Raw genomic sequence first — 21,134 nt, 5'->3', positions numbered from 1 at the left:
TATTATAAGATATACTTTAGGCAAAATTATAATTAGGATTAGCTGATGACAAAAACAAATCTTATGGACAAGTATCCCGTCTTTTCATTACATGTAAAGAAAAATGAAATAAGTTTCAAAAATGCAGATGATATTATTGCCTATTTTCAAGAACGCATACAAGAACACCCTGTAGCTACTTTTATAGCGATTTTCGATCACTATCAACACACATCTTCATTGCAAGACGCTACTATTGCCCCTGAAATCAAAGATGCAAAAAACATTGTATTTTGTTTTGGCAAACAGTTACCAAATGCAAAAATGCTTGCAGTGCGTCCCAGAAGTATAGGTGTTTGTGAATTGGATGAGAGTTTTGAGGTCAGTTTTTTAGAAGTTCCAAATGAACAACTCCAAAAGGTTGTTTATGAATGGGTAGAGGCACTCAAAACTCAAGCCTGATTTACTCTTCTTTTAAAGCGTACCGCATGAGAGCGTGGATTTTGTATCAGCTCTTTTTGGTACGCTATCATGGCATGAAACGGTTTTAAAAAGCCGGCTAACTGTTCTTGCTTTATCTGCTCTATTTTCCATCTGTCCAATAACTCCAGTACCACCAGTGTTGATTCTATCGTAGAGAGATAATTTTCCTCCGGCTGTACTTTTATCTCATACTGTGAGGTTTTTGCCGTTGTAAAGCTCATATGTTTGAGTTTTTGCAGATTTTTGCTTTGTGTGAACATTTTTTTTGTACAGCTCCAGGTCGAATCTATCAGAAAAACTGCCAGAGGTTTTTCACTCTTTTTTGGATTTGTTGATGTCAGGTTCACAGCATCTTCTGAGGGAAAAAGTATATAACTCTCATGTGTGGCAATAATTTCATTAATTCTTGCGTTACATGTAAAGTCAATTCCGATAAAAAGTTCGGAATTTGTAAGGCTTTGATAGGTAAAATGCCCCGTATTGTTTTTGACCTTTTTAAACTCTTTTGGATGCATCAAAATGACAAATTTTGTTTGCGTATTGATATGCTCAAAATGCCCGCACATGCACGAACTTTTGGGTCTGTAACACTTATAACATTTTTCTCTATCACCATAATAAGTTTTCATTAATGCAATTATACTAAAATTACACTATGAATAGAGACAAATACGATGTTATCATTGTCGGAAGCGGTGCAGCCGGCATCATTGCTGCTATCGTTGCCGCAAGAGAAGGCAAAAAAGTCCTGCTTTTAGAAAAGCTCTCAAAAATAGCTTCTAAGTTAAAAGCTACAGGCGGTGGTAGATGCAATCTTACAAACACCCTTTCAAATGAAGATTTCATGGCACGTTTCGGAAGAGAGGGACGTTTTATGCAAGATGCACTCAAAGCTTTTGACAACAAAGCTCTTGTGACTTTTATGGATGAAATCGGTGTACAAACCCATGCCCCTGACGGATTTAGAATTTTCCCCACATCACACTCTTCTGCCACTATCATTTCCGGACTCCAAAAAGAGATGCTCAGACTCGGCGTCAGCGTTACATGTAACCAAAGAGTCACAAGGCTTTTGGCAACCGGCAATCACATAGACGGGGTTAAAACACAAACAGACATCTTTTATGCACCCAATGTCATCATCGCAACCGGTGGGCTTGGCTACCCAGTGCTTGGTGCTGAGGGTGACGGCTACAATCTTGCCAGTGAAGTCGGTCATAAAGTAACCGACCTCTCCCCTGCCATGATGCCCTTAAAAACAAAAGAGAACTGGGTCAAAAACTGCCGTGCAGACACCATTGCAAAGGTTGAACTGCGTGTAAATTTGAAAAAACATAAAAAACTGCGTGCAAAAGGTGATTTGATTTTTACAAACTCCGGCATACGCGGACCGGTTGTGCTTGACTTTGCCAGAGAAGTGACACCTCTGTTAAAAAAATACGGCGAAGTGCCTCTGCTGTTGAATCTGACAAAAGGAAAAAATGAGGAGCAGATACGGGAGCATTTCAAAAAAGAGAGTGCAAAAGAAAAGATGACAAACATCTTGCAACTGCTCAAAATTCTTTTGCCAGAAGCACTCAGCCTTGAACTGTGCCGATTAGCGGAAATAGAGCCAGACATGCCATACAAAAAACTCGAAGGGAAAAAACGTGACAGACTTATTTCACTCTTAGCATGGACACCCCTCACCGTTACAGGACATGACGGCTTCAAAATGGCCATGATTACAAGAGGCGGTGTTTCACTCAAAGAAATCAACCCAAAAACAATGCAAAGTAAAATTATAGACGGTTTGTATTTTTGCGGAGAGGTGATGAATCTTGACGGACCCTGCGGAGGCTACAACCTCCAATGGTCATTTGCCAGTGGCTTTCTTGCAGGCAAACTTTTAAAATAAAAAATTACTTTTTTTGAGTCTGCCATATTGGTTTTACCAGAGCACACTCCCAACCGTCATATTTGCCATTATAAGCTTCACTCACATCTATAAGTTCCACAGTCAAAGCATCTATGTCATAATAAAAAGGCTTATCCTTTCTGTAAAAAGAAATACCGTACATTGTTTCATCTCTAAAAGGGACTTCACTTCTTTTTTGTTCTTTAAAACCCATCTCCTGAATTTTTTGCGCAAATGCTTCTCTGTCATCATTACATGTAAAGTAGCTTTTATGCTCAATTGCCCTGGTCTGATGAAGATCATCGCCTTGTTCTTTAAGATTGTCGCAGGCATGATGATTGGTGATGATCTGCCACTCTTTTACATTCGGAAAGAGAAGTTTTTGATAAACCTCCCATTCGCTGTCTATGCGTGAGCCAAACTCATAACTATACTCGCCAAAGTGTTTCATTGCATCCTGCACAGTATTTTGCCATTCAAAATCCATTTTCAAGGCATAGATAAAATTAACTTCACCCTGCGTGATAATGCGTCCTATATATTTTCCATTTCGATATCGCAAAGACTCCATCTCCAGCCTGTCTTCTATAAATCCGACATCATCACCCTCTTGTTCTGAAACCAAACCATCCTCTTTTGGATTATTCAGTTTTACTTTGACAAATCCCACATACATGTATTCCTCATCAGGTACACTGTCTGCTATACCTGCATTCAATGATACCATTGCCGCATGCCCGTCTATAGGCTTCATATACGCTTCCCAATACTCTTGCATCTCTACTCCATTTCCAAACTCATGAGAAACATCTCTTCCCCATCTATTACATGTACATCAACTGAACCACACTCTTGACAACAATAGTGAACTTTTTCCAACTCACTCACTTTTTTGCACTTCTCACACTCTATGGTAAGTGGCTGAATGTTCATAACAAACTCCGCACCATCAGCTATAGTCTTTTCTTTAAAGGTATTAAAAGCAACCTCAAGCAGGTGTGTTTCTATTCCACTCATAACACCAATTTTTACGATAATCTTTGTAACTTTTTTTGCATCATTTTTATCAGCTATATCTTCTATCTGATCTAAAAGTGCCTGAACAATACTGTACTCATGCACACTCTACTCCTTTTAATCTTTTCGGTGTCGCTTGTGGACATATTTTATAAACAAATTCATATCTTAAAGTATGAAATACGCTCTCTTTTTCCCAAAACTCTGGGTACATAATTTCTATCTCCTTTTTTCTACAACCCTCTATCATCATTTTATTTTCTTGCAAATAATCCCCTTTTTTCCATATAAAATCTTCATAAGCATCTTCATCAAAAAGCAAATCAAGACAAAAATTTTTAAGAGATTGTTCATAACCCTCTAACATAAAAAGTTTATCCACAAGACCTATCTCTCTTGCTTGACTCGCATTCATAGGCAAACACTCCTCTAAAATTTTCTCAGCCATCTGCTTTCCTGTCCGTTTTGGTAATAGATAACTATGATATTCACTACCACTAAGCCCTAAAGTTTTGTAATGAGGATTTAATACAACTTCATTACATGCTACCACATAATCACAAGCAAGTGCCAAAAATACACCACCCGCTCCTGCATTTTTTGATAAAGAGGCAACTGTTATCACTTCATCTGCAAAAAGAATACTTTTTACCAAATCATTCATAGCATTAATGTTGCTCCAGCCATCTTCACCATTTTTTTTACTATCTTCTAAAATATTCAGATGAATGCCATTACTAAAAAAATCTTCTCCACCCATCAGTACAACAATTTTTACCTGCTCTTTAATATACTCAAAGGCATATTTAAGCTTCATGCACTTGTCACTGCTAAAAGCACCGTTGTGAAAATTAAAATACAAATATGCCACTTCTTCTCTTATATCACAGCTTATTTCATAAAAAGTTTTATAACTTTTATCAAAAATCAAAGGCAGTCTTTGCTCTTTTACCCCTTGCAATCGCTCTTTTAAAACATAGGTCGCAGGAAGTTTAAAACGATTTGGCTCTTTAAGATGGGTAATCCAGATCGCTCCATCAACAGTTCCCAAACAGACAGCACCGTCTCGTTTAGCAAGAATCTCTTTTGGTTCACCCCTTAGTTTTTCCTCTCTCCATGCTCCATACAAATAACATTCTACTCCTAAAATTTCATCTTTTACTCCAGGATAAGAATCGCTCATATATATTTTTTTTAAAATCTCCTGTGTTGTATCTTTTTGCCAGTCAATCGCTCTCTCTTTTTGAGATAGTGTTTGGTGCATTGGTAAATCTGGTTGTAATATAAACTTTTTGCTTTGTCTATTTTTTAAAAAATCATCAAGCATACTGTAAAAAGTTGTTATTACTTCATTTCTATATATACTCGATTTATACGCTGACCGCATTCTAAAATTACATGTAATGACAACATCACCACTGTCAAACATACCATTTGCTTTAAGAATAGTAACGCCCCACTCTTTTTTGTCAAGCCTGATGGCATTATCTATCGCATATGCCCCTCTGTCACCCAATACACCAGGATGAACAATGTAGGTATCAATGTTTTCATAAATCTCTTTTGGTACAAACTTCTTTAAAAATGGACACAAAATAAAATCGGGGCTAAAAGCAAAAACCTCGTCTATCATCTGTTTTTCATTGATGGCAAACACTACATCAATATTATACTTTTTCTCTTTAAAATAACTATATGCCACCTGTGTCAAGGAATTAAATGCAGTGACAAGAAGAGTAATTTTCATTTAACAGACCTTTGCCAAATTCCCGTAGCTCTTTTACTCATTATCTACCAACATATTCATAACCAACTTAATAATAATATCTTTTTGTTCAGGGGCAGAGGTAGCTACAAGCAAAGCTAAAGAAGCTAAAGCATTGTCATTTATCTTTGGTTCACCGTTTATTTTATAGAGTATGTCGTTTTTGTGTAAAAAAAGCACAAATAAATACGCACCTATTCGTTTGTTTCCATCGTTAAACGGATGTCCTTTTATAATATAGTAAAGTAAATTTGCGGCTTTTTGCTCTACTGATGGTAGAAGTTCCACTCCGCCAAAGCTTTGATAGATATTGAGCAAGTTACCCTTGAGTTCATCTGCCTTTTCCTGCCCGAAAAGCTTGGTCGCTTCGCCTTTGGCTACAAGAACTCTTTTTAGCTCCGCTATCGCCTCTTTGGCTTCGTCGTAATCTAATATAAACTTTTGCTCTTTTGTCTCTGCCACCTCTTGCAAGCTCTGCTCATCATACCCTTGTAGCAATGCCCAACTTTTTGCATAATTGCTTACAATCTCGACAAAACCTTTCGCTTCATTTGGCGATAACTCTTTTTGACTCATGCTCTGTTTAATAAGATTTATAGTATTTTTAAGCTCTTGCAATTTTTGTTGCTGCAGTTTTTTTTGATTTAGAGCATAACCTTTTATAAGATAACTTTTTAAAACCTTTGTAGCCCATTGGCGAAATTTAATAGCTTTAAAAGAATTTGTCCTATAACCAACTGCCAAGATAATATCAAGACTGTAAAATTTTACCGGCTTATCAGAATTTGCAATGTGCATTTTTTGCACATTGCTTTTTTCATCGACCTCATTGTCTTTTAAAATATTATTTATATGTCTTGTAACAACTGTTCTATCTTTATTAAAAAGCTTTGCAATCTCATTTTGTCGCAACCAAACAGTCTCATTTTCAACTGTTGCATTAAGTGCAAGTGCTCCATCTTCATAAATTACTATATCACTCATATTAAATCCTCTACTTTTTATGACTTAAGCTTAAGCGGGATTTTGTAAAACTGTTCTATCGCTTTTTTTCCCAAATACCCAAGTATTCCATCTACTTTGACAAATGATGCTGTTGCGATGGCAAACTTGCCTCCAAGGGCTATGGCAAGACCGTAGATTTTTATGTTTGCTTTGATAAGTGGTTTTTGTTGAATTGTACGAAGAATATTTTTTGCAGCAATAACTCCACTTTGTTCTGCGGTTTGTGCAGTTTGTGGTAGTGTTTCACCTCTTTTATCTTTCAAAAATACACAATCCCCTATAGCAAATATATGCTCATCTACTCGCAGATACTCATCAACTTTTAAAAAATTTTTCTCTTTTTCAAAGCCAAGGTTTTTTATAAATTCACTTGCTTCAAGCCCAATGGCTACTACCCCAAAATCAAATGCAATAAGTTCATCCTCAAGATATAAATTATTTCCTTCAACTTTTTGTACCATTTTTTGCAGTATGCGTATGCCACTGTTTTGCAAAGTTTGTAGTGCTTTTTTTCTAGAGTCTTCATCAAGTTCACCCAAAAAGGCATCTGCGATTAAGGAGATTTGTATCTCCTGTGCTAAATTTAATTTCAAAAGATAGTTTTGCATCTCAGCAGCAATCTCAACACCGCTAGAACCGCCACCAACAACAACTATATTTGTGTGTGTTTTCTCTTTTTTGAGATGTTTTACGATAGTATCTTCAAAAGAGTGTTTCAAATGTAAGGCATTGGAGAGATTTTTAACTTCAAAAAGGTGCTCATTTCTAAAGATAGAAGGAAGTAGTGTCTTTACCCCCACTGCTATTATGAGGTAGTCAAAAAAATATTCCCCCTCTTTACATGTAACCGTATGGGTATCTACCTTGACAACTTCATCTTGGATAAAACAAAAATTTTTATCTATTCCTTTGACAAGAGTGTCCAAAGGGATGATAATATCATCCAAAGAACTCTTTAATGCAACAAGATTATAGCTTTCAGTTTGAAGATAATGATAACGGTTTTTATCTATGAGCGTCACTTCAATACTTTCATTGTCCGCCAAAGTTTCTAATGTTTTAATACCACCGTAACCACCACCAAGAATAACAACTCTTTTTTTTCTGTTCATCTGCTAACTTCTACTATACTCTTGTATATGCTCAAGCCGTGCTTCTATAGGAGGGTGTGAGGCAAAAAAACTTCCTAAAAACCCAACTATCCCAAATGCTCTGTAATCATCATTGAGTGCCAACTCCTCTTTTGGAATACGCCCCAATTTGGCAAGAGCATAGTATATTCCCTCTGGTCCACTCAAATCAACTGCTCCCTCGTCTGCACGGTACTCTCTATATCTTGAGTACCACATCAAAATTGCTGTTGCAAAGAGAGAAAAAACCATCTCTAATGCCATACTAATCATAAAATACATCATATGATTTGTATTGCCATTTCTGTCTCGTGCAACCATAGAAGCAAGTAAACGAGAGATAAATATGACAAAAGTATTTAAAACACCTTGCATCAGTGTCATTGTCACCATATCACCATTTTTCACATGGCTTATTTCATGTGCAAGAACACCCTCTATTTCACTTCTATCCATACTTTCAATAAGTCCGGTACTTACAGCAACAAGAGAATTGTTTTTATCCCAACCTGTTGCAAACGCATTTGGTGGTGCATCAAATATACCAACTTCAGGCATACCAATACCCGCCTCATCAGAAAGTTTCTCAATGGTACTCATTAACCATCTTTCAAACTCATTGTTAGGGTATTCGATTATCTCTACCCCCATTCCACGGATTGCCATCCATTTAGACATAAAAAGAGAGATAAAACTCCCTCCAAATCCAAAAAGTGCGGCCATCATAAAAAGCCCACTCATGCTCTGTTGGTCAATATAAATACCAAAAAAACTACTCAAAATAAATAGAGCTACATAAAGCGAAGCCATAACCGCTAAATTCATTATTATCAACATAATCAAAGACATAATTTTCCCTTTATAAAAATTAAAATTTATTATAGCTTCTTTTTTTATACTCTTTTGCTACATAAGTAGCTTAAATAGACTTCTACAACTTTTAACAAATACGAGGTAACAGTTCTCCTGTAGGTGCATCCAAAAATCTTTTCGTTCCATATGAACTGAGCAGTATTACTTTTTGTTTATATTGTTGACTTACATTGGCAATTTTCACAGCATTTTTGGAGTTTTCAAAACTATGCAGTATTTCAAGTGCTTTTTGTGCATCCTCTTTTTTTACTGCCAAAACGAAAGTACCTTCATTTGCAAGATTCAATGCTTCAAAGCCCAACATCTCACATATACCATACACCTCTTGAGAGACAGGAATACTCTCTTCTTCTACCTCTATACAGATATCAGACTGTTTTGCCCACTCATTAAGTACAGCACTCACACCACCCCGTGTTGCATCTCGCATTGCGGTCACACAAACATCTGCTTCAAGTAGAGCCTCTACTTGCTCTATCAGTGATGCACAATCACTCTCTAATGTACTTGAGAGTTCTATTCCCTCTCTTGCTGCAAAAATAGTCGCTCCGTGTCTGCCTATATCTCTTGAAACAAGTATGACATCATCTGTTGAAATATTGTTAGAACTTATCCCTTTTTTTATAATAGTTCCTATACCTGTTGTATTGATAAAAATTTTATCCACACTTCCACGAGGCACAACTTTTGTATCACCACTTACAACAATAGCACCGTTAATTTCAAGCTCTTTTTTCATACTACGCACAATTTTTTCAAGCTCACGAGTAGAAAACCCCTCCTCTATGATCACACTACATGTAAGATATTTTGGCTTTGCACCCATCATAGCAAGATCATTACATGTACCGCATATAGCCAGCTTTCCTATATCTGCCCCTTCAAAGAAGAGAGGGCTTACCGTAAAACTGTCAGTTGAAAAAGCGAGTTCTCCACCATGTATTACTGCGGCATCTTCACTTTTTTCAAGTATCTCATTTTTAAATGCTTTATAAAAAATTTTAGAGATTAGCTCGTTATTTTCTTCACCACCATTGCCCATAGCCAGAGTTATCTGTTTATTCATAATAAATTTCCATATTTATAATATGCTGCACAAGCACCTTCACTACTAACCATACAACTTCCAAGCGGTGTTTGCGGTTTACAGGCTGTACCAAAAATAGTACATTCATTTGGTTTTGCCATACCACGCAATATATCACCACAGATACAAAGTTTATGGTCTTCTATCTCCTCTTTTGGTAAAATATCCGAATATATATGTTCAGCATCCAAAAAAGCAAACTCCTCTTTGAGTTTATATCCGCTTTTAGGTACATTGCCAAGTCCACGCCATTTAAACAAAGAAGCTTTTTCAAAATATTTTTCTATAAGTGCCTGTGCTATAGTATTCCCATCATACGATACAAGACGCTTGTACTCAACTTCAAGTTCACATCGCCCTTCGTTAAATTGTCTCAGTATCATTAAAATAGCTTCCATAATATCTACAGGTTCAAACCCTGCAACAACCACAGGTCGATTATACTCTTTTGGAAATTTTTCATAAATTTTACTTCCCGTTATAACGCTTACATGTGAAGGTCCCAAAAAGGCATCAATTCTATTGTTGTAACTATCTACATGTTCATCTCTGCTGTCTATAAGCTCGACCATCACCTCAGGAACCGTGACATGATTGATATGAAAGAAAATGTTTTTTATCTCTTTTTTTATAACAATGTCTATAAGTGAAGTTGTCATAGGTGTTGTAGTTTCAAAGCCGATGGCAAAGAAGATGACTTTTTTATCTGGATTTTCTTGAGCAATTTTGAGTGTATCAAGCGGTGAGTAAACAAAACGCACATCCGCACCTTTTGCTCTTGCATCTTGCAAACTTCCATGACTTCCCGGTACTTTTATCATATCCCCAAGTGTAACCAAAATCGTATCATCAAGCTCTGCTAAGATGTAAGCATGATCAATTCTCTCTTTTGGCATAATACATACAGGACACCCAGGACCATGAATAAAATTAATATTTTCCGGTAGAAGTTGTGGCAGTCCAAACTTCATAATAGAGTGTGTATGTCCACCACAAACTTCCATAATATTAATCGGACGAGAAAGCTTTTTTGCTTCTTCATTGATAAGCTTTGCAAAACCTTGAATCACTTCAGGATTACGAAAGCCATCATACAAATCCTTTAATTGCAACTCAGCCATTATGCACCTCTATTTGGACAGTTATCATCCTCTTGTACCAGTTGCCGCCTCTCTTCTTCATCAAGCTTTTCTAAAATTTCATTATATACTTTTAAAGATTCTAACGCATCCTCTTCATCTATTTTATTCATTACAAAACCTATATGCAACAAAACATAGTCCCCTATTTTCACCTCGTCTTCTTGCATCAGATCAAGCCCTGCTTCTCTTGTAACACCCATAGTATCAACTACAGCAACATTTCGCTCTTTATCTATTTTTACAACTTTACTTGGAATTGACAAACACATATTAGCCTCTCATTGTTCTTTTGAATTCTATCCAATCAATAACTCTTTGAATAGAAGCTTTATCTTTGATATTTACTTCTAAAATATCTACACCTGGCTTAATTTTTCGTGCTTCTTGTTTTTCATGTTCCAAATCATAATCAAAATATTCTATTAAATCTGTTTTGGTAATTAAAATTAAATCAGCCTGACGAAACATAACTGGGTATTTTTCTATTTTATCACTCCCCTCAGGAATAGAAACCAAAACTATATTTAAATGTGCACCTACATCATAAGAGGCTGGACAGACAAGATTTCCAACATTCTCTATAAAACAGACATCAATCTCTTCAAGCGGCATTTCATGCAAACCTTTATGCACCATAAAAGCATCTAAATGACAAGCACTTCCCGTTTGAATTTGGTATGCAGGAATACCTTTTGCCTTAATTCTTTCAGCATCACGACTCGTCTCTAAATCTCCCTCAACAACACCAAATTTAAACTTAGCCATCTCTGCCATATTTTCTAAAAGTGTTGTTTTTCCACTTCCGGGAGAACTCATAAGATTAATACTTAAAACATTATGTTTTTCAAAATGAGCACGGTTATGTGCTGCTTCATGATTATTTTTGTCTAAAATTTTTGTAATTACACTGATTGTTTTTGCATCGTTAAGCTGTGGATTGTGATGCAGTGTTTCATGAGCTGCTTGGTGTTCATGACTGTGCCCATTTTCGTGATGATGATGATGATGATGGTGTCCATCTCCTAAATTTGTTCCTGTTATACTACATCCGCAATCTGCACACATATTTATCTTCCTTATATAATAAATTCTAAGTGAATATTTATTCAATTGTAGAATATATTATAACATAGTAGATAAAAAAGATATAAAAAAAAGTGTTTCTTATATCTTTTTTGGATTTATAGGTAGAAATCTTCCAAAATTTTAACACACTAAAGCATTATATATAGAGTTTGAAACCTCGTCGATATAAATGCTTAAATCATTTTCTAAAACATCTTCACCGCTTAAAAAAGTAATAGCACCAAGCGTTCCTGTGATAAAAGCAAAAGTTACATAGAAATTTTTCTCTTTAAATTCACCCTTTGCAACACCAACATTTATAAGTGTCTCAATTTCATCTATGAACTCTTTTGCTAAAGAAAATCCACAATCTTCCTCATCACAAAAGAGTTCTCTGTTGGATAAATAAACACGAAAAAAGTACTCTATCATCTCTGGATATTCCGATATAAAAGCAAAATATCCCTTCACAAATGCATAGATTTTCTCTTTTTGTGAAATCTCTTGAGCATTTATCTCTCTTAGATTTTCTGCAAGTTGTGATGTAACATAACGGATAGAATCTTTTGCCAAACTTTTCTTTGATGGAAAATAGTTATAAAAATGACCAACACTCATCCCTATATCTTTGGAAATATCAGATATTTTCGTGTTATAAAAACCTTTTTTTGAAAAAAGTTTTAAAGCAAACATTATAATCTGATTTTTTTTTAAAACCTTTTTCATAACTCTACCTCTTTCTATAGTGAAATTCCAAAATCTCTTAATATAGAGAGTGCTGCCTCTCGTCCATCTGCAGCAGCAGTAACTGCTAAATCAGCGCCACGAACGGCATCTCCACCTGCATAAATTCTTTTGTTTGAGGTTCTTTTATTTTCATCAACAATAATATCACCCCATTTTCCGGTATTTATCTCTGCATCATCATACCATGGAAATTCATAGTTATCAAAACCTAATGCCAATATAATAACATCACAATCAATAACAAAGTCACTATCTTCTACAACTTCCAAACGGCGTCTTCCATCTTCACCTGGTTCGCCCAATGCTGTTCTTTGACAAATCACCCCTTTTACATGGCGACCTTCATCTACTACAACTTCTTTTGGTGCCGTATAAAACTCAAATATTACACCCTCTTCTTGTGCATTTATAACCTCTTTTGCACTCCCTGGCATATTTGCCTGATCTCGTCTATAGGCACATGTCACAGATTTTGCTTTCATTCTTACTGAAGTTCTCACCGCATCCATAGCAGAGTCACCTCCACCGATAACAACTACACGCTTGTCTTTTAAAATATTTTCATAAAAGTCTTCAAAAACCATTTTTTGTGCATGGCGTAAAATATCCATAACATGATAAACACCATGAGCATCTTCATTTTTCATTCTTGCACCACGACTATTTGGTGCTCCAAGACCAACAAAAATTGCATCATACTCATCTATAAGTTGCTTCATCTGTTCTGGTGTCTCTATATCTGTATTGAGATGCAGATTCATTCCTGCCTCTTGCATCCATCGAAATCTTCTTAAAATGACATCTTTCTTAATTTTAAAATTTGGAATACCATATGTCAAGAGTCCACCTGGGCGGTCTGATTTTTCAAACATATCAACACTTACGCCACCACGAAGCAAAAATGTAGCACAACTCATCCCAGCAGGTCCACTTCCTATAATCGCTACTTTTTTACCAGATTTTACTGCATTTGTCCCATAATCAGGCTTCAGTCCCATTTTAAAAGCCTCTTCATTCAGATAAACTTCAATAGCACCGATAGTAACACTCCCTGATTCAGTTTTAGAGATTGTACAACCTCCCTGACACAACACATCATGAGGACACACCATACCAAGAATTTCAGGAAAAGGAGAAGTTTCATTACTTGCTTCAAATGCCCCTTTTATATCATTCTGTTTTACTTTTTCTATCCAAATAGGAATTTTATTTTCCAACGGACAACCTGTACGACAAAAACTAAATTCTCCACTCATATCTTTGAGTAGGTCAATTGGACACTTGATACATCTCTCTGACTGTGCATCAGCCTCTTTATGAGAAAACAGATGATATGTTGGATGAAAATCCATCTTTCTCTCTTGTGCTTCTCTTTTCTTTGGTATCTCTTTTTTAATCTTCAAATACTGTTTTTTTCTTTCCATCGGTCACACCTCCTTTAATTCTATATAATCAATATGCATCTCTTGTCCAGTAAGCACTTTTGTATCGCCCCCTTGACAATAGGGACAATAAAAATTAAAACTATCTACAACTGCAACCTTTTTACACTTTTGACACTCAATGGTAATCTCGATAATCTGCATATCCATAGTAGCATCCTGGCAAACTGTCCCCTCTTTGAAAACTTCAAAGCTCTCTTTAAGAAAGTGAGGTTCTATTCCACTCATCTTTCCTATCTTTACAGCAACTTTTGCAACTTCTTGCCCTTTTGAATGTTTCTCACAAAGATCTAACATTGACTGAACAATACTGTATTCGTGCATACTTGCTTATCTTCTATTCTGTATAACTGCAAACTCTTCATAATCTATTAGAGCAATTGCATCTGTAGGACAGATATTTACACATGCCTGCTTACCATTTTCTCCGCCACACAAATCACAAGTAAGTGCAACCATTTGACTAACAGGAGCATCTTTTTTTATATTTGCTGCCATAACAACAGCACCATATGGACAAACCATATCACAACTTTGACACCCAATACAGTCACTTTCGTAATACTTTACAAAGTCATCTTCAAATTTAATAATATCTACAGGACACCCTTCAAGACATGGTGCATCAGGACATTGCATACACTGCATCGGTGCAGTTTTTCCATTTAGAGTTAAAACTTTATTTCTTGAAGGTGCGATTGTCTCACCCCTTGCTGCCATTGCATAAACCGTATCAATATCAAGATCCATATGACTTGCACTACAAGCAAGTTCACAGTTAATACACCCTATACATTTATCTGGATCAGCATATATAAATCTATTATTTCTCATAACCTACTTCCCTCTATCTTTCTGTACATGAAATACATGGATCAATACTATTAAGAATCATCGTTACATTATCGACCTTATCCCCTAAAATCATAACTTTTAGGGCTTCCCAGTTTGTAAAAGTTGGTACTTTCCATCGCATTCTCTCTGGTTTTTGAGAACCATCTGTTTTAAGATAATATATAAGTTCTCCACGAGGAGCTTCCGTTCTTACAACTGCTTCACCAGCAGGAATATGCGGTCTCTTTTCTAAGTATGTAGGACCTTCAGGTAAATCAGCAACGACATCTTTTATGATGCGAATAGCCTCTAAAATGTCACCAAAACGAACCATAGCTCTTGCATACACATCACCCTCTGTTCTAAGAGTAACATTTGGACGAATCTCTGGGCGTATTGCATAAAGAGAGTAAGGAGCAATGACTCTAACATCATTATTTATCCCGCTTCCTCTTGCCACCGGACCTGTTACACCTATACTCAGTGCGTCCTCTTTTGGTAAAACACCAACACCAATCGTCTTCTCTTTAAATGCCTCAGAGTTTTCATATTTCTCTTGCAGGGCTCTTACTTGTGATTCAACAATTTTTAGTTTCTCTAAAATTATCTCTATCTTTCCTTCGTCAAGATCATATTTGGTACCAGTGAGAATATTAACACTCATATCCATTCTGTTACCCCAAATAACCTCTTTTAAATCTTGCATATGCTCGCGAATATTCATCGTCTCTTTCATCAGGTCATGTGTATGTGCGAGATGTGTAAGCATTGCCAAGTTAAACATATCTGATGCAACTCTTTTTACTTCATCAGCAACTACTCGCAGTGCTTCAGCACGAAGAGGAATTTTAATGCCTGAAATTTTTTCCACAGCCATAGCATATGTAAATGGATGATTGTTTGAACACAAAGAACAGACTCTCTCTGTTAAAATAAGATTTTGCATAAAGTTTTTCTTTGTTACAAGACCTTCCATTCCTCTATGAATAAAACCATTTATTATTTCAACATCGGTTACTATTCTATTTTCATCTGCTTTTAGTTTGAAATATACAGACTCTTCTAATTCTGGATTAAATGGACCTATTGCTATCTTTTCACTCATTACTTAATCCCCTCATTTACTTTATTCCATAATATATCTGTGTCGCTCAATCCCACTTGTGCTTTTGAGAGAGAAATATATTCAGCCATTTCTCCTTTTGGCATAGAAGGGTCTAGAAAAAGTCTATCTTTACATGGATGACCTACAGGTTCAAGATTATACATCTCTCGTGCTTCTCTCTCAGCCCAGTTGGCACTCGGTAAAATTGGTGTAATAGATATGAAATTTTTATCATCACTTGCAAGAGGGACTTCAACATTAATAAGCATCCCATCAATATCAAAATGATATATCAGCATATGAGAACCATCTTCATTTCTATAAACAGACATAACAACACATCTTCCTTTATAGGCACTTACACTTTTTGCAATCGCTTCAATATCATTTTTGTTTGTCAACTTAATCCAGCTGTTAGGATTTCCATAACTATCAACATCATCATGCAATGTATACTGCGACACTATATTATTTTTTATTGCATTATTAAACTCTTCTATATTCATCCATACATCCTTTTAAAATTTGCTTCTTTTCTACACGCCGGACAAATTGCATCATTCAACTTGCTGACATCATCATGAACATAAGCTTTCCCTAGTAATCCACGCGATGGTGGCATATAATTTTCACCACAGCAGCTACAAGTCTCATAATTTATATGCCCTACATTTACTTCACTATATTTTTCATCTTGTGTTTTTGCAGTGTCAAAACTATTTGTATTAAAAATAGCACCAGTAGGACAAAAGTAAGCACAATTTCCACAAAAACAACATGAGTTATGCCAAACCTTATGAATAAATCCACCCTCAACAGCTGATATCTCAATAGCCCCTGAAGGACAAACAGTTTCGCAAGTTCTACATGCAGTACACATATCTTCATTTAAATCAATTTTACCTCTAAATGAAGCTGGAGCTGTAAAGTCAGAAAATATCATATCGAGTGTTTTAGGAGTAGCCTCCCCATTCAACTTTTGTTGAAGCACCTTAATGCCTTTAGCAACTCCTTCGGCGATAGATTCAGGTCGAGGAGGACATCCAGCAACATTGATATCAACATCTACGATTTTATCTGTAGGACCTTCAATAGCATAAGAATCTCTAAAAATCCCACTTGTAACAGAACAAGTACCTATACCAACAACAGCGTATGGCTTTCTCATTTGAGCAACATATTTCTTTAAAAATGGTTCACTTCTTGCAGTTAATGGTCCAGTAACAACCAATACATTTGCTTCATTTATATGCTCAACAAGCTCAACCCCTAAACTCTCAAGCTCAAATTTATCTACAAACGCAGTTGCAACAAACTCCACATCACAACCATTACAACTTCCTGTATTTACTCTAAATAATTTAGGAACAACTTCTTTACTCATTATAAGTCCTCACAATCACATAATTTAGCACCAAGTACCGAAACTAAATCCTCAAAAAAATATTGATCTTCATGGTGATATTCATCATAAAAATCAATAAAAACCTCTCCGTATTTTTCCCTGACACTTACAGTGACATCAGGATGTACTCTATGTCTATGTGCGAGTAGATTTACATTGTGCAAAATATTTTCTTTTTGAGTTTCATCAAAAAAGACAAACACAATACCATGACATCTTCCCTCAGATTCACAATACATTCTGATACATGTTTCATTTAATATCTTTGTCATATCACTCCGATAATTAGTCTTTATATAGGCGAATGAATATTCATTTAGAATGATATCATTAAAATTTCTTAAATTTATAATTAACTTTGCTGATGTAATAATTTATTTAGTAAATGAAACTTTTAGAAACACAATTTACTTTCTAAAGGTAATTTCTCTTTCAGATTGCTTCAATTTTAACAGGTGAAAGATGCTTATTTGTCACGAGATAAAGATTAAATTTTTTAGTAACCATTCAGCACCCAACAATAAAAACGGTATAAAAAAGGTAAATTTACTTATTTCTTATATAGTTTTGGGATATTTCTAAATAAATATTCATTTTTGGTTCCAAAACTACATAAGAACTCCTCTTTTTTATCTGCAAATCATTTAAAATCTATACAATTAGAGATAATATTTTATGAGGAAAAATAATGCACATACCAGATGGCTATATATCTCCGACAACTGTCATTGCGACTTATGCTGTTGCTCTGCCCCTTTGGATTTATGGACTCAAAAAGCTCAAAGAAAAACTGAATGAAGAAACACTTCCTCTTATAGGAGCTTTAAGCGCAATGAGTTTTATTATTATGATGTTTAACATTCCTGTTCCGGGAGGAACCAGCGGGCATGCAGTTGGTGCTGCACTTATTGCTATACTATTTGGACCCTGGGTAGGTTTCATTTCTGTGAGTTTGGTACTGCTTATACAGGCTGTAGTCTTTGGCGACGGAGGCATTTCAGCATATGCACTCAATGCTCTTTCTATGGCACTGACAGGCTCATTTGGTGCCTATTTTGTTTTTAAGATATTTAAGAACAAAAAATTTGCACCATTTTTGGCAGGCTGGGTGGGTATTGTCAGTTCATCCTTTGTTGTGGCAGTTGCCCTTGGCATACAGCCATTGTTTTGGACACATAACGGACAGCCGCTTTACTTTCCTTTTGATTTAAAAACAACAATGGTGGCACTGGTTGGTTCTCATATGCTCTTTTTCGGAATGGTTGAAGGAATATTTACACAACTGATTTATAACTATCTTAAAGGAAAAAACAGGGAGCTCTCTTATGAAAAATAAACTTTATCTTCTCTTGTCTCTTTTAATTGTAGCGGTCCCTCTTGGGCTTTTGAGTGAAAATCCGGCATGGGGAGAATGGGAAGAGGATTATTATGAAAAAATTCTGGGTTTTATACCAACTGGGATTAAAAATGCACATACCCTCTCCTCACCTCTACCTGATTACTCCATAAACGGAATGAATGAAGTAGTCAGTTACTATCTCTCTGCCCTGCTCGGTTTGGTTCTGGTCTATGGGATTTTTTATATTTTTACAAAAATCACAGCCAAAAAACAGGATAATCATGGTTCTGCATAGACTCTTTTTTATTGCCTCTCTTTTACTGATTCTTTCATTAAAAAAGATGGTTTTTACAGCTTTGTTTTTAGCTGTTTTACTTCTTCTTTCTTATAAGCAAGTACTCTATATCACTAAAAGAGCAGTGAAGTCGCTTCTCTTTTTTAATCTAAGTGTCTCTCTTGGGTATTTTATTGTTGCGTCTCTCAAGGGTATTGACCCTTATCATTATATCTTTTACATCAATCTTAAAGTTTTTACGATAACATATTTTGTATTTTATTTTTTTCACAAAATTAATATGGTGGAATTTTTTGCTTTTTCCAAAGATTTAAGTTTTTTACTGATGATTACACTCTCTCAAATCATCTCTTATAAAAAAACCTATGAAGATTTTACACTTGCATACAAAGCAAGAGTCATAAAAAAACTCCACTCAAGAGAAAAAAAGTTCATTCTCAGAGTCTTTGAATTTTTCTTCTCTAAAGCATTAAAAGATTCAAAAGAGAGAACATTAGCGATGAAGGCAAGGGGATTTTTTTGATAACACTGCAAAATATAGAGTTTTCGTATGAAGAAAAAAAAGTCTTACATGACATTTCACTCACAATCAACAAAGGTGAAAAAGTCGTACTTTTAGGCAGTAATGGAAGCGGAAAATCAACTCTTTTAAGAATTTTAGCCGCCCTCTATTTTCCAAAAAAAGGAGAGTATCTTTTTCATACAAAAAAGGTTAGCAAAAAAAATATTGACAAAAACTTCCGAAAAAAAGTAGGCATCCTTTTTCAAAATCCCGAAAGCATGATTTTCAATCCCACCGTAAAAGATGAAATAGCCTTTTCTTTGCGTGAATTTGATGAAGAGAACATTGACAAAAAAGTACTGGCAATAAGTGAAAAGTTCGGCATTGCACATCTTTTAGATAAAAACCCGCTTGAACTCAGCGGTGGTGAAAAACAAAAAGTTGTTCTTGCTTCCATTTTAATTTATGAACCGGAAATTTTGCTTTTGGATGAGCCTACAGCTGCGATGGATCCAAGAACTACCGGCTGGTTTGTAGACTTAATGCTTGAAATAGAGACAACAGTCATAGTCGCAACACATGATTTGAGTATAGCCTATGAAGTGAGCAACAGAGCTATTGTGCTTGATGAAAAACATACAATGGTATATGACGGAGATATTGAAAAACTTTTTAAAGATTTACAAACTTTACAAAAAGCAAATCTTATCCACAAACACAAACACAGGCATAAAAAAGATTTTACACATTCTCACTATCATTTACATTTTTAAAGGGGAGGAGGTTTACATATGATCTGGCAGCAAGAATGTTTGTATTGCAAACACTATGTTTACAAAACAGCAACAAACAACCTAAAATGTTCCTCTTGCAAGAAAAAATATTCTCGTGCGAGAGTCAATAAAATACTCTTTTTGATGGAGTGTTTTATTCGCAATATCAGTGCCCTTGAAGCCTCTAAACTTTACCATATTTCCTACATTTCAACAAAAAACTATTATCATAATTTTCGTCTGTTATGTGCCGCTGTTTCAGAAGAACATTATGAAAAAATCAGAGAAAAAAGCGTTGAGTATGATGAGTATTTCTATATAGAAAAATCAAAAAAAAGCCAAAAAAATGCACTTTTTGATGCCTATAATTTTTTGACTTTTGATTATGAAGGCTACATTTACACCATTTTAATGCCCTCTTTGCACAAATACAAAGCACAGTTTTTACAAGATCAGATTGAAGAGGTATATATAGAAGAGCTGAACAAATTCAAGCGTCAGAGCAGGATTATCAAAGTCTCCAAATATTACAATACCATCGTGAAATTCTGGGAGTATTTTGAGGCAAATATTACCTTATACAAAGGGATTTCCAACGAATATTTTGCCTACTACCTTAAAGAGTTTGAGTTTAAATTCAATTATTCAAAAGAAGAAGCTTTAAAACTTCTCATACAAAACTATTTTAAAGAGCAGACATGAAACAATTAGCACTACTGAGCGTAGGAAACATTTTAGAATTTGATGATGGTGTAGCTGTCTATGCTTCACAATACCTGGAAAAAAACTACACATTTTCTCCGCAGACAGATATTGTCAATGGCGGTATTGAAGGCATAAATCTCTTAAATCTTTTTATGGAGTATAAACATATCATCATTCTTGATGCCATTGAGATAGATGACAAACCCGGCAGTATCTATCATATACCGTCAAATGAACTTACAGGATATGGTCTAAATTCTGGTGGAGCACATGAAATAGGTGTATTGCAGTGTTTTGATATTTTAGAACTTATGGGAAAAGAGATTCCTAAATCGAGTATCATCGGTATAGTGCCACAAAAAATTGATGTATGTATAGGGTTAAGTATGACTATGCAGAAGACTTTTGCTACATATATTGATACTGTCATTACTATCTTGCAAAAAGAGGGAATTCAAGTAAGCAAACATGAACAAGTTGTCTCATTGGAAGCTATTATTGAAAATTTCAAAAACCCACTAAATCGATAATGCAGATGTAATTT

At 35.4% G+C, this 21,134-nt stretch carries 27 protein-coding genes; 8 read left to right on the top strand and 19 right to left on the bottom strand.

The window, feature by feature from the left end; genetic code table 11:
* Positions 1-45 precede the first annotated feature (45 nt).
* Positions 46-441: a DUF6858 family protein gene (locus tag FJR45_RS05295; protein WP_193151679.1), complete on the top strand. Its 396-nt coding sequence runs from the start codon at positions 46-48 to the stop codon at positions 439-441.
* Here FJR45_RS05295 and FJR45_RS05290 read toward each other — a convergent pair.
* A complete protein-coding gene (locus FJR45_RS05290) occupies positions 432-1,091 on the bottom strand; it encodes a tRNA-uridine aminocarboxypropyltransferase (protein WP_193151678.1) in 660 nt (219 codons plus the stop codon). The two genes, FJR45_RS05295 and FJR45_RS05290, sit on opposite strands and share 10 nt — an antisense overlap.
* 26 nt (positions 1,092-1,117) lie before the next feature.
* Between FJR45_RS05290 and FJR45_RS05285 the strand changes: the two genes are divergently transcribed.
* The gene (locus tag FJR45_RS05285) at positions 1,118-2,359 is read left to right on the top strand and encodes a BaiN/RdsA family NAD(P)/FAD-dependent oxidoreductase (protein WP_193151677.1); all 1,242 of its coding nucleotides are present in this window, start codon (positions 1,118-1,120) and stop codon (positions 2,357-2,359) included.
* Between the two features lie 4 nt (positions 2,360-2,363).
* Here FJR45_RS05285 and FJR45_RS05280 read toward each other — a convergent pair whose 3' ends face one another.
* The 18 genes from FJR45_RS05280 to FJR45_RS05195 form a co-directional block, all read right to left on the bottom strand.
* Positions 2,364-3,137, bottom strand: a complete 774-nt coding sequence (locus tag FJR45_RS05280; RefSeq protein WP_193151676.1) for a DUF695 domain-containing protein — start codon at positions 3,135-3,137, stop codon at positions 2,364-2,366.
* A 2-nt stretch (positions 3,138-3,139) separates the two neighbouring features.
* Positions 3,140-3,481: a hydrogenase maturation nickel metallochaperone HypA gene (hypA, locus tag FJR45_RS05275; RefSeq protein WP_193151675.1), complete on the bottom strand. Its 342-nt coding sequence runs from the start codon at positions 3,479-3,481 to the stop codon at positions 3,140-3,142.
* A complete protein-coding gene (locus tag FJR45_RS05270) occupies positions 3,474-5,123 on the bottom strand; it encodes an enoyl-CoA hydratase-related protein (RefSeq protein ID WP_193151674.1) in 1,650 nt (549 codons plus the stop codon). Before FJR45_RS05270 ends, hypA begins: the two co-directional genes overlap by 8 nt.
* A gap of 33 nt (positions 5,124-5,156) precedes the next feature.
* Complete coding sequence (locus tag FJR45_RS05265; RefSeq protein ID WP_193151673.1) at positions 5,157-6,125, bottom strand: type II toxin-antitoxin system death-on-curing family toxin; 969 nt, start codon at positions 6,123-6,125, stop codon at positions 5,157-5,159.
* Between the two features lie 17 nt (positions 6,126-6,142).
* Complete coding sequence (locus FJR45_RS05260; protein WP_193151672.1) at positions 6,143-7,258, bottom strand: NAD(P)/FAD-dependent oxidoreductase; 1,116 nt, start codon at positions 7,256-7,258, stop codon at positions 6,143-6,145.
* Positions 7,259-7,261: 3 nt separating this feature from the next.
* Positions 7,262-8,125, bottom strand: a complete 864-nt coding sequence (gene htpX, locus FJR45_RS05255) for a protease HtpX (RefSeq protein WP_193151671.1) — start codon at positions 8,123-8,125, stop codon at positions 7,262-7,264.
* A 91-nt stretch (positions 8,126-8,216) separates the two neighbouring features.
* Complete coding sequence (hypE, locus tag FJR45_RS05250; protein WP_193151670.1) at positions 8,217-9,215, bottom strand: hydrogenase expression/formation protein HypE; 999 nt, start codon at positions 9,213-9,215, stop codon at positions 8,217-8,219.
* On the bottom strand, positions 9,212-10,357 hold the full coding sequence (gene hypD, locus FJR45_RS05245; protein WP_193151669.1) for a hydrogenase formation protein HypD: 1,146 nt from the start codon (positions 10,355-10,357) through the stop codon (positions 9,212-9,214). The genes hypE and hypD overlap by 4 nt, the downstream gene beginning before the upstream one ends.
* Positions 10,357-10,647, bottom strand: coding sequence for a HypC/HybG/HupF family hydrogenase formation chaperone (locus tag FJR45_RS05240; protein WP_193151668.1), 291 nt, complete (start codon positions 10,645-10,647; stop codon positions 10,357-10,359). Before FJR45_RS05240 ends, hypD begins: the two co-directional genes overlap by 1 nt.
* Position 10,648: 1 nt before the next feature.
* Entirely contained in the window at positions 10,649-11,443 is a 795-nt protein-coding gene (gene hypB, locus FJR45_RS05235) for a hydrogenase nickel incorporation protein HypB (protein ID WP_193151667.1), read from the bottom strand.
* A gap of 141 nt (positions 11,444-11,584) precedes the next feature.
* Positions 11,585-12,169, bottom strand: a complete 585-nt coding sequence (locus FJR45_RS05230) for a TetR/AcrR family transcriptional regulator (protein WP_193151666.1) — start codon at positions 12,167-12,169, stop codon at positions 11,585-11,587.
* A 14-nt stretch (positions 12,170-12,183) separates the two neighbouring features.
* Positions 12,184-13,614, bottom strand: coding sequence for a glutamate synthase subunit beta (locus FJR45_RS05225; RefSeq protein ID WP_193151665.1), 1,431 nt, complete (start codon positions 13,612-13,614; stop codon positions 12,184-12,186).
* A gap of 3 nt (positions 13,615-13,617) precedes the next feature.
* On the bottom strand, positions 13,618-13,956 hold the full coding sequence (locus tag FJR45_RS05220) for a hydrogenase maturation nickel metallochaperone HypA/HybF (protein ID WP_193151664.1): 339 nt from the start codon (positions 13,954-13,956) through the stop codon (positions 13,618-13,620).
* A gap of 6 nt (positions 13,957-13,962) precedes the next feature.
* Positions 13,963-14,466, bottom strand: coding sequence for a 4Fe-4S dicluster domain-containing protein (locus tag FJR45_RS05215; RefSeq protein ID WP_193151663.1), 504 nt, complete (start codon positions 14,464-14,466; stop codon positions 13,963-13,965).
* 13 nt (positions 14,467-14,479) lie between these two features.
* Positions 14,480-15,571: a hydrogenase large subunit gene (locus tag FJR45_RS05210; RefSeq protein ID WP_193151662.1), complete on the bottom strand. Its 1,092-nt coding sequence runs from the start codon at positions 15,569-15,571 to the stop codon at positions 14,480-14,482.
* Positions 15,571-16,077, bottom strand: coding sequence for an NADH-quinone oxidoreductase subunit C (locus FJR45_RS05205; RefSeq protein WP_193151661.1), 507 nt, complete (start codon positions 16,075-16,077; stop codon positions 15,571-15,573). Before FJR45_RS05205 ends, FJR45_RS05210 begins: the two co-directional genes overlap by 1 nt.
* Entirely contained in the window at positions 16,074-16,955 is an 882-nt protein-coding gene (locus FJR45_RS05200) for an NADH-quinone oxidoreductase subunit B family protein (RefSeq protein ID WP_193151660.1), read from the bottom strand. Before FJR45_RS05200 ends, FJR45_RS05205 begins: the two co-directional genes overlap by 4 nt.
* Complete coding sequence (locus FJR45_RS05195; protein ID WP_193151659.1) at positions 16,955-17,248, bottom strand: hypothetical protein; 294 nt, start codon at positions 17,246-17,248, stop codon at positions 16,955-16,957. Before FJR45_RS05195 ends, FJR45_RS05200 begins: the two co-directional genes overlap by 1 nt.
* Positions 17,249-17,664: 416 nt before the next feature.
* On the opposite strand from FJR45_RS05195, the gene cbiM reads away from it, so the two are divergent.
* From cbiM to FJR45_RS05165, 6 genes are read left to right on the top strand one after another with little or no spacing between them, the layout of a single operon-like run.
* Complete coding sequence (gene cbiM / locus FJR45_RS05190; RefSeq protein ID WP_193151658.1) at positions 17,665-18,312, top strand: cobalt transporter CbiM; 648 nt, start codon at positions 17,665-17,667, stop codon at positions 18,310-18,312.
* Positions 18,302-18,610, top strand: coding sequence for a PDGLE domain-containing protein (locus FJR45_RS05185; RefSeq protein ID WP_193151657.1), 309 nt, complete (start codon positions 18,302-18,304; stop codon positions 18,608-18,610). The genes cbiM and FJR45_RS05185 overlap by 11 nt, the downstream gene beginning before the upstream one ends.
* On the top strand, positions 18,597-19,133 hold the full coding sequence (locus FJR45_RS05180) for a hypothetical protein (RefSeq protein ID WP_193151656.1): 537 nt from the start codon (positions 18,597-18,599) through the stop codon (positions 19,131-19,133). Before FJR45_RS05185 ends, FJR45_RS05180 begins: the two co-directional genes overlap by 14 nt.
* Entirely contained in the window at positions 19,130-19,885 is a 756-nt protein-coding gene (locus FJR45_RS05175) for an energy-coupling factor ABC transporter ATP-binding protein (protein ID WP_193151655.1), read from the top strand. Before FJR45_RS05180 ends, FJR45_RS05175 begins: the two co-directional genes overlap by 4 nt.
* Before the next feature lie 18 nt (positions 19,886-19,903).
* Positions 19,904-20,587 (top strand): transposase, encoded by a 684-nt coding sequence (locus tag FJR45_RS05170; RefSeq protein WP_193151654.1) that lies wholly within the window; start codon positions 19,904-19,906, stop codon positions 20,585-20,587.
* Positions 20,584-21,120, top strand: a complete 537-nt coding sequence (locus tag FJR45_RS05165) for a hydrogenase maturation protease (RefSeq protein ID WP_193151653.1) — start codon at positions 20,584-20,586, stop codon at positions 21,118-21,120. Before FJR45_RS05170 ends, FJR45_RS05165 begins: the two co-directional genes overlap by 4 nt.
* Positions 21,121-21,134: the final 14 nt, after the last annotated feature.

It is taken from the genome of Sulfurimonas sediminis, from assembly GCF_014905115.1.
GTDB classification, from domain to species: domain Bacteria; phylum Campylobacterota; class Campylobacteria; order Campylobacterales; family Sulfurimonadaceae; genus Sulfurimonas; species Sulfurimonas sediminis.
This window is presented reverse-complemented; position numbering and strand designations above follow the sequence as displayed.